The organism is Mycobacteroides immunogenum (genome assembly GCF_001605725.1).
In the GTDB taxonomy this organism is placed as follows: Bacteria; Actinomycetota; Actinomycetes; order Mycobacteriales; family Mycobacteriaceae; genus Mycobacterium; species Mycobacterium immunogenum.
In genome coordinates this window covers 853,562-867,406 of record NZ_CP011530.1, presented here as the reverse complement: position 1 = coordinate 867,406, position 13,845 = coordinate 853,562, and the positions used below count along the sequence as shown (strand labels likewise).

The 13,845-nt window shown below is 65.2% G+C and carries 18 protein-coding genes; 7 read left to right on the top strand and 11 right to left on the bottom strand.

Annotation, left to right across the window (positions count from 1 at the left end):
- Window positions 1-3: 3 nt before the first annotated feature.
- The 7 genes from ABG82_RS04395 to ABG82_RS04365 form a co-directional block, all read right to left on the bottom strand.
- Window positions 4-930, bottom strand: a complete 927-nt coding sequence (locus ABG82_RS04395) for an NADP-dependent oxidoreductase (RefSeq protein WP_043080450.1) — start codon at window positions 928-930, stop codon at window positions 4-6.
- A 38-nt stretch (window positions 931-968) separates the two neighbouring features.
- Window positions 969-1,745, bottom strand: a complete 777-nt coding sequence (pstB, locus tag ABG82_RS04390) for a phosphate ABC transporter ATP-binding protein PstB (RefSeq protein WP_043080451.1) — start codon at window positions 1,743-1,745, stop codon at window positions 969-971.
- Between the two features lie 10 nt (window positions 1,746-1,755).
- Window positions 1,756-2,664 carry a phosphate ABC transporter permease PstA gene (gene pstA / locus ABG82_RS04385; protein WP_043080452.1) on the bottom strand — a complete coding sequence of 303 codons (909 nt, stop codon included), beginning with the start codon at window positions 2,662-2,664 and terminating at the stop codon, window positions 1,756-1,758.
- Window positions 2,661-3,725, bottom strand: coding sequence for a phosphate ABC transporter permease subunit PstC (gene pstC, locus ABG82_RS04380; RefSeq protein ID WP_043080453.1), 1,065 nt, complete (start codon window positions 3,723-3,725; stop codon window positions 2,661-2,663). The genes pstA and pstC overlap by 4 nt, the downstream gene beginning before the upstream one ends.
- 78 nt (window positions 3,726-3,803) lie before the next feature.
- Window positions 3,804-4,934: a phosphate ABC transporter substrate-binding protein PstS gene (gene pstS, locus ABG82_RS04375; RefSeq protein ID WP_043080454.1), complete on the bottom strand. Its 1,131-nt coding sequence runs from the start codon at window positions 4,932-4,934 to the stop codon at window positions 3,804-3,806.
- A 165-nt stretch (window positions 4,935-5,099) separates the two neighbouring features.
- Complete coding sequence (gene mshD, locus ABG82_RS04370; RefSeq protein WP_043080455.1) at window positions 5,100-5,990, bottom strand: mycothiol synthase; 891 nt, start codon at window positions 5,988-5,990, stop codon at window positions 5,100-5,102.
- Window positions 5,991-6,012: 22 nt separating this feature from the next.
- Complete coding sequence (locus tag ABG82_RS04365) at window positions 6,013-6,807, bottom strand: winged helix-turn-helix transcriptional regulator (RefSeq protein ID WP_043080472.1); 795 nt, start codon at window positions 6,805-6,807, stop codon at window positions 6,013-6,015.
- 176 nt (window positions 6,808-6,983) lie between these two features.
- Here ABG82_RS04365 and lmeA point away from each other — a divergent pair, with 176 nt between their 5' ends.
- The 6 genes from lmeA to ABG82_RS04340 all read left to right on the top strand — a co-directional run bounded on the left by lmeA (window position 6,984) and on the right by ABG82_RS04340 (window position 10,064).
- A complete protein-coding gene (gene lmeA, locus ABG82_RS04360) occupies window positions 6,984-7,787 on the top strand; it encodes a mannan chain length control protein LmeA (protein WP_162269228.1) in 804 nt (267 codons plus the stop codon).
- A gap of 44 nt (window positions 7,788-7,831) precedes the next feature.
- On the top strand, window positions 7,832-8,251 hold the full coding sequence (locus tag ABG82_RS04355) for a thioredoxin family protein (protein ID WP_162269227.1): 420 nt from the start codon (window positions 7,832-7,834) through the stop codon (window positions 8,249-8,251).
- A gap of 10 nt (window positions 8,252-8,261) precedes the next feature.
- The gene (locus ABG82_RS29300; RefSeq protein WP_354535866.1) at window positions 8,262-8,351 is read left to right on the top strand and encodes an Ms5788A family Cys-rich leader peptide; all 90 of its coding nucleotides are present in this window, start codon (window positions 8,262-8,264) and stop codon (window positions 8,349-8,351) included.
- Window positions 8,352-8,420: 69 nt separating this feature from the next.
- Window positions 8,421-8,894: a DUF4395 domain-containing protein gene (locus tag ABG82_RS04350; RefSeq protein ID WP_043080457.1), complete on the top strand. Its 474-nt coding sequence runs from the start codon at window positions 8,421-8,423 to the stop codon at window positions 8,892-8,894.
- 28 nt (window positions 8,895-8,922) lie between these two features.
- Complete coding sequence (locus tag ABG82_RS04345; protein ID WP_043080458.1) at window positions 8,923-9,756, top strand: sulfurtransferase; 834 nt, start codon at window positions 8,923-8,925, stop codon at window positions 9,754-9,756.
- A gap of 2 nt (window positions 9,757-9,758) precedes the next feature.
- Complete coding sequence (locus ABG82_RS04340) at window positions 9,759-10,064, top strand: DUF1416 domain-containing protein (RefSeq protein WP_005064245.1); 306 nt, start codon at window positions 9,759-9,761, stop codon at window positions 10,062-10,064.
- Between the two features lie 86 nt (window positions 10,065-10,150).
- Here ABG82_RS04340 and ABG82_RS04335 read toward each other — a convergent pair whose 3' ends face one another.
- The 4 genes from ABG82_RS04335 to ABG82_RS04320 form a co-directional block, all read right to left on the bottom strand.
- Window positions 10,151-10,720, bottom strand: a complete 570-nt coding sequence (locus ABG82_RS04335; protein WP_043080459.1) for a hypothetical protein — start codon at window positions 10,718-10,720, stop codon at window positions 10,151-10,153.
- A 35-nt stretch (window positions 10,721-10,755) separates the two neighbouring features.
- On the bottom strand, window positions 10,756-11,328 hold the full coding sequence (locus ABG82_RS04330; RefSeq protein ID WP_043080460.1) for a hypothetical protein: 573 nt from the start codon (window positions 11,326-11,328) through the stop codon (window positions 10,756-10,758).
- Between the two features lie 18 nt (window positions 11,329-11,346).
- A complete protein-coding gene (locus tag ABG82_RS04325; protein WP_016341812.1) occupies window positions 11,347-12,003 on the bottom strand; it encodes an MspA family porin in 657 nt (218 codons plus the stop codon).
- A 193-nt stretch (window positions 12,004-12,196) separates the two neighbouring features.
- Window positions 12,197-12,631, bottom strand: a complete 435-nt coding sequence (locus tag ABG82_RS04320) for a hypothetical protein (protein ID WP_162269226.1) — start codon at window positions 12,629-12,631, stop codon at window positions 12,197-12,199.
- A gap of 287 nt (window positions 12,632-12,918) precedes the next feature.
- On the opposite strand from ABG82_RS04320, the gene ABG82_RS04315 reads away from it, so the two are divergent.
- On the top strand, window positions 12,919-13,536 hold the full coding sequence (locus tag ABG82_RS04315) for an FABP family protein (protein ID WP_043080462.1): 618 nt from the start codon (window positions 12,919-12,921) through the stop codon (window positions 13,534-13,536).
- Window positions 13,537-13,845: the final 309 nt, after the last annotated feature.

Sequence of the window (13,845 nt, the reverse complement as noted above, 5' to 3'; positions counted from 1 at the left end):
CGGCTAGGGCACCAGGACGATCTTTCCGCGGGTGTGCTGGCGCTCCAGCAGCTCGTACGCGCTACGCACCTCATCGAGCGGAAATGTCTGCGCGACAATCACATCCAGCTTGCCGCCGACAATCAGCGCGGCCAGCTCGGAAAGAACCTGTGCCGAGGCGCCTTCGGCGTTGCCCACGCTTTGCACGCCGTATCGCTCGATCGCCGCGAAGTCGATGATGGTGTCGATCCGCCGCAGATCCACTCCGAGCTCATGCAGCGCCAACTCCACGTAACCACCGCCGAAGAAGTCGAGAAAGGCATCGACCCGCCCCTCGGGTGCTGCCGCCTTGATGCGATCGGCCAGCCCGTCGCCGTAGTTGACCGGGATGACGCCATGCGCGGTGAGCCACTCGTCGTTGCCCGGGCCCGCGATACCGAGCACGGTCGCGCCCGCGGCCTTGGCGAGCTGTACGGCAATGGTGCCCACTCCCCCCGCCGCCCCGGAGACGGCCACCACATCGCCCGGGGCCAGCGCAACGGAGCCGACTGCGGCATATGCCGTGGTACCCGCGACGAAGAGGCTGCCTGCCACTTCCCAGGACAAGCTCTCGGGTTTGGTGACCAACTGGCTGGCCGGGACGGCGACGAACTCCGCGTGACTGGCCCGATTGTCGGTGTAGCCGAACACCTCGTCCCCCGGCGCAAAACGTGCCACCCCGTGACCGGCCTGCACCACGACACCCGCCAGGTCACTGCCCTGGCCGGATGGGAAGGTCGCCGGGAATCTGTCGTGCAGCATCCCGGTGCGGATCTTGGCCTCGCCCGGGTTGATCCCCGCGGCACGCACCTGCACCAACACCTCGTCGGCCCCGGGAACCGGGCGCGGCACATCGCGCACCTGCAGGACGTCGATACCGCCGTACTGATCGAACTGCACTGCCTTAGTCATACCGTCTAGGACAGTCGCGGTGCCGAGACTATTCCGAATCAGCCGAATCGGCCGGAGATGTAATCCTCGGTGGCCTTCTGCGTGGGATTGGAGAAGATCTTCTCGGTGTCGTCGATCTCCACCAGCATGCCCGGCTTGCCCGCGGCCTCCAGGTTGAAGAACGCGGTCTGATCGCTCACCCGCGCGGCCTGCTGCATGTTGTGCGTGACGATGACGATGGTGAACTCCTGCTTGAGCTCGGAGATCAGATCCTCGATGGCCAGCGTGGAAATGGGGTCCAGGGCCGAGCACGGCTCGTCCATCAGCAGCACATCGGGTTGCACCGCGATGGCCCGGGCGATGCACAGACGCTGCTGCTGGCCACCGGAGAGGCCGCCGCCGGGGCGGTCGAGGCGGTCCTTAACCTCGTTCCACAGGTTGGCGCCCTGCAGCGAACGTTCGGCGACCTCGTCGAGAGTCTTCTTGCTGCGCACCCCCTGCAGCCGCAGGCCGGCGACCACATTGTCACGAATAGACATGGTGGGAAACGGGTTTGGCCGCTGGAACACCATGCCGATGGTCTTACGTACCGATACCGGGTCGACTCCGGAACCATAGATGTCGGCGCCGTCAAGTAGCACCGAACCCTCAACGCGGGCACCGGGAGTCACCTCGTGCATGCGGTTGAGGGTGCGCAGCACCGTGGACTTACCGCAGCCGGACGGGCCGATGAAGGCCGTCACACTGCGAGGCGGAACCGACAGCGCGACATCCTGAACGGCATGGAACTTGCCGTAAAAGATGTTCACGTCCTTGAGATCGAGGCGCTTGGCCATAACTACCTTCCTAGACCTTTTTCGGCGCGAAGAAACGCGAAATGAGCTTGGCGACGACATTGAGAACCGCGACCAACACGATGAGGGTGAGGGCGGCGCCCCACAGCCGGGACTCGGCGAGCCCCACCACCGAACCGCTGCGCTGATCGAGCATCATGCCGGGCAGCGAGGCCATCTCACCGCCGAACATGTCGTAGTTGATCAGCTTGCTGTAACCGACCAGCACCAGCAGTGGCGCGGTTTCACCCATCACGCGGGCCAGCGCCAGCATCACACCAGTCACCACACCCGAGAGCGCGGTGGGCAGCACGATGTGGGAGATGGTCTTCCATTTGGGTACACCCAGCGCGAAGGAGGCCTCGCGCAGATCGTTCGGAACGATCTTGAGCATTTCCTCGGAGGACCGCACCACCACCGGAATCATCAACAGCACCAGGGCAAGTGAGACCGCCAGGCCCGAGCGCGGCAACCCCAGGGTGGCCACCCACAGCGCGTAGATAAACAGCGCCGCGACGATCGACGGCACACCGGTGAGGATGTCGACCATGAAGGTGGTGAGCTTGGCCAGCCGGGAGTTGCGGCCGTACTCGACGAGGTAGATGGCCACAAAGATACCGATGGGCACCGAGATGATCGCGCAGAAAAGCCCTTGGAAAAGCGTCCCGACGATGGCGTGATAGGCACCGCCGCCCGCGATCCGGTTGGTCATCATGTTCTGCGACTTGAACCACCAGTCGGCGCTGAGGATGGCGGACAAACCGCGATCGAGCACCGTGTAGAGCACCCACACCAGCGGAACCAGGGCGATCAGCACCGCACTGGACACCAGCACCGTGGCAATGGCATTGGTGGCCTTGCGCCGGCCCGAAAGAGGATGGAAGGCGGGTTCTTTCACCGGCCTGTCAAGAGTCGCGGTCATGCCCGGCCCTTTCCGCCGACGACGGCGCGCGCCGCCGAGTTCACCAGGAATGTCAGCACAAAGAGCACCAAGCCGGCCGCGATGTAGGCCCCGGCTTCCAACTCGTTGTTGAATTCCGACGCGTTGGACGCGATGTGGGTCGCGAAGGTGCTCCCGCTGTCGAACAGCGACCAGCCGAATGCCACCGAGGTACCCGAGAGAATCAGCATCAGCGCGATGGTCTCGCCCAGCGCGCGGCCCAGCCCCAGCATGGAACCACTGATGTATCCGGAGGTGCCGAACGGAATGATGGTGGTGCGCACCACTTCCCATTTGGTGGCGCCCAGAGCCAGCGCGGCCTCGATCTGGCCCTTGGGAGTCTGAATGAACACCTCACGGGTGACCGCCGCGATGATCGGCAGGATCATCACCGCCAACACGATGCCACCGGTGAACAGGTTGCCGCCGCCGGCGATGTTCACGGGGCTGTCCGCGAACAGTGGGATGAATCCAAGGTTTCTGTTGAGCCACAACGCAACCGGCGCAATGGTCGGCGCGAGTACGTAGATGCCCCACAGGCCGTAGACGATCGAGGGCACCGCGGCCAGCAGGTCGATGACGTAGGCTAGCGGCCCGCGGACCCGGGCGGGCGCGTACTCGGTGAGGTAGATCGCGATTCCCAGCGCCACGGGCATGGCCAGTAGCAGCGCGAAGATCGAGACGAAAACCGTGACCGAGAACAGGTCGAGCACACCGAAGTGCATGTGTGCCGTGTCATCGGTGCGCCACGGACCGTTGTAGAGGAAGAAGTTCTCCTCATCGTTGTTCAGCGCCGGCACGGCCCGCAGGATCAGGAACAGCGCCACCAGCCCGATCAGCGCGACAACGAAGACGCCCGATCCCGTCGCGAGCCCGGAGAAGACGCGGTCACCGGGGCGAGTGACCGCCCTGGTGGATTTGACGGGTGGCTGATGGTCGCCCTCATCGCTCATGGGTTGTGGCTTCTCCTCGAAGACCGTTCCGTCAAGATCCGCCGGACGGGCTACCCCCACGGGATCGATCCCGCTGGTCTGGCTGCTCATTGAACTCGCTGTCTATGTCGTTGATGGTACGTCCCCACCCGGGTTGCCCAAGCCCACCGGGTGGGGACGTAACCGTTGCTAAGAGAGCGCCTTGATGGCCGTCTCGAGGCGGGACTTGAACTGTGTGGGCAGCGGGGCGTAGCCGACATCGGCCAGGCCCTTCTGCCCCTGGTTCACCGCAACCGTCAGGAACGACTTCACCGCGGAGGCGACGTCGGCATCCTTGTATCCCTTGGAGCAGACAATCTCGTAGGTGGCCAGCACGATCGGGTAGGCACCCGCGGTCTTGGTCCCGTAGATCGAGGCCAGGTCCAGCTTGAGGTCGTTGCCCTCACCGGCGAACTTGGCGGTCTCCACCGACGCCGCGGCGGTCTCCGGGGTCAGCGCCACCGCGCCGGCGCCGCTGTCGATCTGAACGTACGGCAGCTTGACGTCGTCGGCGTAGCCCTTCTCCACGTAGGTGATGGCGCCGGGCAGAGCCTTGACCTTCTCGGCGACACCGGAGGACTTCTCGGCGCTCTCGCCGGCGCCACCCTCCCAGCTGCCGCTGCTGCCCTTGGTCCAGCTCTCCGGAGCCGCGGTGGTGAGGTACTTGCCGAAGTTCTCGCTGGTTCCGGACTTGTCCTTGCGGTAGACCGGGGTGACCTTGGTGTCCGGCAGCGTCGCGCCCGGGTTCAGGGCGGCGATGGCGGGGTCGTTCCAGGTGGTGATGGCTCCGGTGAAGATCTTGGCCGCGGTGTCCGCGTTCAGGACCAGCTTGTCAACGCCGGGCACGTTGTACGCCAAGGCAATAGGACCGAAGACGACGGGCAGGTTCCACGCCTCGTTGCCGCCGCAGCGCTCCTTGGCCTTGCCCGCCTCTTCCTCCGACAGAGCCGAGTCCGAGCCACCGAGGTCGACCTGTCCGGCGATGAAGTTGTCGCGGCCCTTGCCCGAGCCGGTGGGGTTGTAGTTGATCGACTTGCCGGGGCATGCGGTCGAGTACTCGTTGGCGAAGATGTCGAACGCGTTCTTCTGTGCCGAGGAGCCCTCGGCGCTCAGCTTGGTCTTGCCCGCGCAGTCGCCCGATGCGGAAGCGGAGCTGGAGGAGGAAGCTCCGGTGGTGTTGTCGCTGCCACAGGCGGCGACACCGGCCGTCAGGGCGACGGCGGCGGCCGCCGCGAAGATCGTGGTGCCGGTGTTCTTAAGATTCACGGCCTTGAGGTTCACGGCTCTCGCTTTCTCGCATGTGTGATGGAAGACGATGACGGAGTGGATCTTCTACGCGCACCCCGGAAACTAAAGGCAGTCGATGGACGGGCACCCGCCCGCAGATGAACGGAAAGTGAACTCACAGACTTGACAGTCCGGTCGTTATCGCAGGTAAACGCCCTGTCAGGCGCGACCATAGGCGGCATCGGTGAGCGCCACCGCAAATCCCAGCCGCTCGTACGTGCGCAATGCCGCCTGGTTGTCCGATTCGACGTACAGCAACACGGTCCGCAGTCCGAGGCCCGCCAGATGATGCAACCCCACCAAGGTCAGTAGCCGGCCCAGCCCACGTCCCTGCGCCTCCGGGTCAACCCCCACGACGTACACCTCACCCATCCCGGGCTTGTCCAAATGCCTTTTGGTCCAGTGGAATCCGAGCAAGTCCCCGCTCTGCGCGTCATGCGCCAGGAACAACCCGCGGGGATCGAACCACGGTTCGGCGAACCGGACCGCGAGGTCGTCCTGGGTCCAGCCGCCCTGCTCGGGATGCCACGAGAACGCCGCGTTGTTGACGCGCAGCAGGTCCGAATCATCCTGGGGCCCAGAGTAATAACGGATAACAACGCTGGGGTCGGCGGACAGGGCGGGCAGCTCGGCAAGCGGTCTGCGCATCTGGTGCAGCCGCCGCAGCGCGACCAGTCCCAGCTTGGCGGCCACCGCTTGCGCGGCGGGCAGGTCGCCATGCGCCCAGATGCGAGTGCCCGCACCGCCCTCATCGAGCGCTTGCCGAATCATCTCCGAACCGATCCCACGCCGACGCGCCTTCGGCGCGACCACCAATTCGGCCATCGCCGTGGCGTTCTCGGAGGCGTCCTGATCGGGCAGCGCCAAATTGAGGAAGGCGGCTACGTCGTCCCCATCCTCGGCAATCAGGTGCTTGGCCTCGGTGCCGCGCAGCTCACGCACCACCTGCTCCCCCACGGGAGCAATGCCGTCGGCGCGAGTGGCCTCGACAATCAATTCGCGTATCTGCAGCTGACGCTGACTATCGAGGAGCGGGACCCATTCGGTCATACCGCCAACGCTAGTCGGAGAATCACCCCGCGTTGATCGCCCCTGGCTCGGCACCGATGTCGTCACCGCTGCCATCGTCGTCCAGATCGTCGATATCGGATTCGCTGTCCTCGACCGAATCCGCCGCCGGACCGGGGTCGCCCTTCGCCCGCGGCGGGCGGACCGCCTTGTAGCCGACATTGCGCACCGTGCCGATCAACGATTCGTACTCGCCGCCCAGCTTTGCGCGCAGTCGCCGCACGTGCACATCCACGGTGCGGGTGCCGCCGAAGAAGTCATATCCCCATACTTCTTGGAGCAGTTGAGCCCTGGTGAAAACGCGACCGGCATGCTGTGCCAGGTACTTCAGCAGTTCAAATTCCTTATAGGTGAGGTCAAGCGGGCGGCCACGCAATCTGGCGGTGTAGGTGCCCTCGTCGATCACCAATTCACCGAGCACGACCTTGCTGGCGTTCTCCACGTTGACCGCACCCGCGCGACGGCCCACCAGCAGACGCAGCCGCGCGTCGATCTCAGCGGGGCCCGTTCCGGGCAGCAGGATGTCGTCCAGCCCCCAGTCGACGTTGACTGCCACCAGGCTGCCCTCGTTGACCACGGCAACCACCGGAACCGAGGATCCGGCCGCACCGAGCAGCCGGCACAGTCCGCGCGCGGAAGCCAGATCGGTGCGCGCATCGACTATCGCCACATCGGCAGCGCCCGCCTCCAACAGCGAAGACACCTCATTGGGCACCGGCCGCACGGTATGGGCGAGCAGCGACAGGGACGGCAGCACCGCATCGGGGTTTGGGTCAGCGGTCAACAGCAACAGGTCCAACGAGCCCTCCAACACCCGGGTGCTTCGGTCTCCAGGTGTTCCATAATGTACCGCGCCACCTGCTGGTAAGCGTGGATGAGCCGCTCGCGTGAGGCCCGCACGCGTTCGATGAGCACGTGGCGTGACTGCCCACCAGGCCCGTCGGGAACAGCGGCTCCGTGGCAATACGCCAGAATATGCAGATGCGCAAACCCCTGATCGCCGCCATTGCGGCGGTGTCCGCATTGGCGATCATGGCCACCGGCACCGATTTCGGATTTGCGATTTTCGCCGAATACCGGCTGTCCCGGACGCTGCGCACCGAGGCCAACCTGAGCTCCGATCCGTCGGTGGCGATCCTGGTGTTTCCGTTCATTCCGCAGGCCCTGCGGCACCGGTACAAGGAAATCGAGATCAAGGCGCACGGCGTCGACCACGCCGAGACGGGCAAGGCGACGCTGGAAGGCACCCTGCATGGCATCGACGTCTCCCAGGCATCCTGGCTGATCCGCCCGGATTCGCCGTTGCGGGTGGACCGCTTGGAGAGCCGGATCATCATCGACTCCAATCACCTGGGCCGCTTCATGGGAATCAATGACCTTGCCGTCGAGCCACCACCCAAGGAGCAGAACGACGCGACCGGCGGTACCACCGAGTCCGGTATCTCGACGGGAACGGGTCTGCTCTTCACCGGGACACCCAAGACGGGTGAGTTTCAGCACAAGGTGACCGTCTCTGTCGACGTGTCCGTCGGCGGGCCGGACAAGACGGACTTACAACTCGTCGCGACATCGGTGGTCACGGGCCCAGGAACCGCCGATCGCGATGTGCCCGAGGAGCAGCAGGCCGGTGTGTTCGCCGCCTTCACCAAAGTGGTTCCCCGGCAGAAGCTGCCCTTCGCCATCGAACCAACCACGGTCGGCGCACGTGGATCAGATGTGATCATCGAAGGTATCGCCGAGGGAGTAACGATCTCTCTGGACGCGTTCAAGCAGTCATGACGTCAGATTTGTCCGCTCTGCACGCGAGCGGGTCGTCGCCACTGGTGACCGCGGTCATTGCGATCGCGGTCGCACTGCTGGCGTCGAGCCTCATCGCGGTGGCCATCAAGAGCAGGTCCGGCAAGCTGCGCGAAGGCCCTGGCGGATCCGATGAGGTGCAGGCCCCGCCCGGCATCGAACTCTCGGCGACCGGACCCACGATCGTGCATTTCAGCGCGGTGTGGTGTGGACCGTGTGCGGCGGTGCGCCGCGTTGTCGACCAGGTGTCGGCCGACCAGCCCGGCGTCGCGCATATAGAGGTGGATATCGACGCGAACCCCGACGCCGCCCGGGCGTTGTCGGTGCTTTCGCTGCCGACAACCTTCATCTTTGATGCCACCGGACGGCAGGCGTATCGAGTCTCGGGGGTACCCAAGGCCGCGGACCTGCGCACTGCGCTGCAGGGCATGACGCAGCCGGGGTAAACTCGTCGCCGTGCAAGCCCGCCTTGAGCCGATGCTCACCAAACGACGCGCTGTCGATCTGTGCCGCGTCGCGGGCTGCTGCTGTTGTTGTTGCTGCTAATCGCGGCCACCTTTGCGTGTGCCGAAACAGGTGTAGCCATGCCCGCCACCCTTAGGAGCACAACATCTCATGACCACTGCCAACACAACGCCCGCAATCAGTCAGGTTGACGTCCGCGGCCCCCGCTTTTCCGCCTGGGTCACCACCACCGTTCTCATCGTCACGCTTGCCGTGTCGGCGGTATCGCCGGTGGCGGCCGCGGTGATCCTGGGCCTCCAAGCTGTGGTGTTCGCGATCGGCGCGCTGCTGGGGCCGCATCGTGCCCCCTACGGCGTGATCTTCCGGACGCTGATCCAGCCACGGCTGAGCCCGGTGACCGAGCGTGAGCCCATCCCGCCGCTGCAGTTCGCGCAGCTACTGGGCTTCACCTTCGCCGCGATCGGCACCGTCGGATTTGCCACCGGTGTCACCTTGCTCGGCGTGATCGCCACCGCGCTCGCGCTCGGCGCGGCCTTCCTCAACGCCGCGTTCGGCATCTGCCTGGGTTGCCAGATCTATCCGCTCGTCACCCGGTTCCGCCGCACTCAGCCGTCTGCTCAGTAATCAACAAACACGGAAGGAAATCCTCTATATGGCCCGCTCTGACGTACTGGTCTCCGCCCAATGGGCGCAAGACAATCTTTCCGCTCCCAACACGGTGTTCGTGGAGGTGGACGAGGACACCAGCGCGTACGACGTCGGCCACATCGAGGGCGCCGTCAGGCTGGATTGGAAGACCGATCTGCAGGACGCCGTCAAGCGTGACTTCGTGGACCAGCAGCAGTTCTCGAAACTGCTGTCCGACAAGGGCATCGGCAACGACGACACCGTGGTTCTGTACGGCGGCAACAACAACTGGTTCGCGGCCTACGCGTACTGGTACTTCAAGCTGTACGGGCACCAGGACGTGAAGCTGCTCGACGGCGGCCGCAAGAAGTGGGAGCTGGATGGCCGCCCGCTGTCCACCGACACGGTCTCGCGTCCGGCGACCTCGTACCAGGCTGCCGCTCCCGACAACACCATCCGCGCGTTCCGCGACGAGGTGATTGCCGCCATCGGTGCAAAGAACCTCGTAGACGTGCGCTCGCCCGATGAGTTCTCCGGCAAGATCCTGGCTCCCGCGCACCTGCCGCAGGAGCAGAGCCAGCGCCCCGGGCACGTCCCCGGCGCCATCAACGTTCCCTGGAGCAAGGCTGCCGCCGAGGACGGCACCTTCAAGTCGGATGAAGAGCTGGCCAAGCTCTACGCCGACGCCGGGCTGGACGGCCAGAAGGAAACCATCGCGTACTGCCGCATCGGTGAGCGTTCGTCGCACACCTGGTTCGTGTTGCAGGAGCTCCTGGGACACCAGAACGTGAAGAACTACGACGGCAGTTGGACCGAATACGGCTCTCTCGTGGGAGCCCCGATCGAGTTGGGAAGCTAGTTATGTGCAGTGCACCGAAGCAGGGCCTGGCCATTCCGGCGGGCGTCGACGTTGAGAAGGAAACCGTGATCACCGGCCGCGTGGTCGATGGCAACGGCCAGACGGTGGGCGGCGCCTTCGTGCGGCTGCTGGATTCCTCGGATGAATTCACCGCCGAGGTGGTGGCGTCTGCGACCGGCGACTTCCGGTTCTTCGCCGCTCCGGGCGACTGGACGCTGCGGGCGTTGTCGTCGGCCGGCAACGGCACCGCGACGGTGAGCCCCACCGGCGCCGGCATCCACGAGGTCGACATCAAGATCGAAAGCTGAGTGGCCTAGGCCTCTTCGCCGAGCGCGCACTCAGGTGTCGGAATCCTCCGGCTACCTGGGTGCGCGTTCGTCGTTTGTGATGGAGCTCAGTTCGCGGTGTCCGGTGCGGCCGCCGCACTCCGAACCGGCTGCCTGGCCTCGAGGCCCGGCATCGGCTGATCGGGTGGATTCCCAGTCGGAGAAGGATCCTCCAGACCCATGGGCTGTCCGGTGGGGATGTTCTGCCTGCCGGTAGCGGCCGTCGCCCCCGGGGCCGTACCTCCGGCGGTCTCCGGCACTGCGGTCCGCTGCATGGGTGACGACGGGCGGGCTCCGAACACCTGACCGAGCGGACCGGCTTCATGCGGTTTGACGGTGACATGTTTCAGCTGCACACCCAGGCGATCGCCCGGCATCCCGACATGGGCGGACTCGGGGTCGGCGTTGGTCATGGCCCGTGTGCCGCCCGCGTCGCGTACCCGCGGCGGCGGGGTTAGCGACCAAATGGATTGCAGCCCATAGACACCCGGGTAGTACCCGATGTAACCGGGTGGGGTGTAGATCTGTCCGGTCGGGTCTCCCGGGACCGATGGGTCGGCGGTCGCGCTGGGCGCGCCGAGTAGGCCGGCGATGGCGAACGCCGCGATGACACCGGCCCGCCAGGTACAAAATCTCATGCAGATTCCTTGGTCTTATTGCGGCTCTGGATAATTCAGTGCGAGGCGGCAGGATCCGGGCCGCTGTTCAGCGAGCCGGGCCCGATGGTTCCGTTGGCCTTCGGTTGGACGGATTCACTGTCCGTTTCCGGCGGTGGCTGATGCGTGCCCGGTACCGGGTCTTCCAGACCGCCGGGAGCCGCGCCGGGCATGCTGGCCCCGGGCACCACGCCACCGGCAGGATCGGGCGCTCCGATCGAGTCCATCGGCGACTCCGGGCGCACGCCCGGCGCGACCCCCAGCGTCGAGTTCCGCAGCGGTTCGACGCCCAATTCAGAGCCGGGCATCCCATATTCGGCCGACGCGGAATCGGTGTTGCTCATGGCGCTGGTGCCTGCCGCGTCGAGCACCCGCCGCGGCCGCATCCAGAAGCCGAGGATGTACGTATAGGCGCCGGGTTGGTGCCCGATCCGGCCGGGCATGTTGTGGTACGGCAGCCCGTCGTATCCGGGCGGCGGACCGGGAGGAACCGGCGGCGACGGCGCCGCGAGCGCACCCGGCGCCAGCAAGACACTGGCGCCGAGAACGGCGGCGAGCAGTCCGGCGCCCTTACTGATAGGTGATGTCATGTGCGCGGCCACCCCTGTCTAGATCTTGATCGGCTCGCCATAGATGGCGTACGAGGAGTGGGCACCGGTAGTCGAGATGCGCAGGTACGCGTAAGAGCGGATGGTGACATCGCCACCACAGGCATCCACCTTGACGTGCAGATTCGTGATGTCCAGCGTCGCCCTACCCGACGGGTTCAGCGCCATGTTGGACATCGGCAGATCGACGATGACACCGGGTTCCAGGTCGGTCTGCACGTAGCCGGTGGCGCCGCCGCCGACCGATCCCCCGATCGAGTTGCTCGAACCCAAAGACCCAGTCCCGCTGACACCGCCGGAGACCGCACCACCCAGCTGCAGTCCGCTCGACACATCGGACTGGCAGCCCAGCTGATAACCCATGATGAAGAGGCTGTCCAGGATCGATCCTTGTCCGCCGGTGACCGCCGCCGAGGAGTACAGGTTGACGAAGGCCTCGCGGGAATTACTCGCGTTGGCGAGGTTCGGGATCGAGTTGACGACCTCGTTGTAACTGTTCAGATGGATATGCCAACCGTCCGGGGTGACCTGATCCAGGTCCTCTGGCTGCATGGTCACCGGCTCTGCGAAGACGGGGGGAGCTTGCAGTACGGCAACACCAACGACCACTGCCGCGAAACACGCACTGCGGATGCATCGAATGAACGTTCCTGCCATGTCGGCCTTCCACGTGAGTGCTGAAAAGCCGTAGCAGCGGTTCTGCCCGGTCAGTTCAGCCCGAACTGAGCGGGTTATTTCTAGCCAGCGCGCAGTTAACTCCGATCCGAGTCCCGGTGAACGCTGGTTGAACGCGAACAAGGTGGGGTTTACCGCCATATGGAGGTACGGCTATCCCCCACCGGGCGACGAATCAGTAGGACCAGCTACCCGAGGGCTGCACGACGAAGCCGTGTTCGCCGTAGTGCCGATCCGGCGGGTCCTGGGTGTCCTTGGGCCAAGAATCGGGTTTCTTGGCCCGGCAGGCCAGGGCGTCATCGGCAAGGACCGCGCAGACGACGCCGTTGCCGGGCGCGATCTTCGAACCGGTGGGCAGCAACGGATACGAGTGGTCGTCGGGGTTCTGCTCGTACCGCGCGATGAGGCCGGGCTTGGTGAGCGACACCGCCACGGAGTTCATGTCCGTGCCGGCACCAGCGATCGTCCCGGCGCAGGAGACGCCCAGGTCGGCGATCATATTGCTCTGGCACTTGAGGCCACCGGGCGTGCTGAAGACCCAGCCCGACATGCTCGGGTGAGCCCCTATGACCTGGTATTCGGCGAGGTCGACGGCCGGATAGGAGTCCACGTCCGGGAACTTCGGTGGCTGCGCATTCGCTACAGGTGCCACGGCGCCCGCCACCAAGACGGTCGCAGCCATGAAATACGCAGATAAAGGTCGTCCCGACAAGATCACCACACCTCTACATCGCGGTAGCTGAGATCGGCGTTACCCGGCGAGTTGTGGGTCACACCGTTATCCCAGGTAAGCTCCCTTTCCGTGGTGCTCTTCTTCGAGATCATGTTGGTGGCCGCGGTGCTCGTCATCACCTGGTTCGCGCTGTACGCGTTGTACCGGCTGATCACCGACGAGTCGTGACGGAACCGGATCCGACAGCCGCCGAGCAGCGGCCATCGGTGGGGAGGAATCTCCCCACCTTTCACGACCTTCCCATCCCCGCCGATACCGCGAACCTGCGCGAAGGCGCGGAGCTCAACGCGGCGATGCTGGCGCTGTTACCCCTGGTCGGAGTGTGGCGCGGCGAGGGCGAGGGCCGCGATGCCGACGGCGACTACCGCTTCGGACAGCAGATCGTGGTGGCACACGACGGCAGCGACTACCTGACCTGGGACGCGCGCTCATGGCGGCTGGACGCCGACGGCCAGTTCGAGCGGCTGACCTTGCGCGAGAGCGGATTCTGGCGGTTCGCGCCCGACCCCAATGATCCCGACGAGAACCAGGCGATTGAGCTGGTGCTGGCGCATGCCGCGGGATTTGTCGAACTGTTCTACGGTCAGCCGCTCAACGCCTCGTCCTGGGAGCTGGTGACCGATGCGCTGGCCCGCAGCAAGTCCGGCGCCCTGATCGGCGGGGCCAAGCGCCTGTACGGCATTGTCGACGGTGGCGATCTGGCCTATGTCGAGGAACGGGTCGGCGCCGACGGCGGTCTGGAGCCGCATCTGTCGGCGCGGTTATCACGCTTCGCGGGCTAGCTCTTCTGCCGAGCATGCCCATATGTGCCGGAAACGGCGCGAAAAGCGCACTTTTGAGCATGTTCGCCTTGCTTAGCCGCCGCCCCTGAGAAAGGGGCGGCCCCCGAACCGTTCGGCTCGATCGGACTCATCGAGGGTTCGGGGGCCGGGTGGCTGCCGTGGATTTGCCCACCGCAGCGCATGGCTGCAGCTAGCGAGCAGCCACCTCACATGTCCCGTAAGCAATCAATTTGTCGGACCACCTCCTTCCTTGTGTACCAACGACGGTACGACGCAATGAGGTGTGCCACAACCGATTTATTCTGCGGC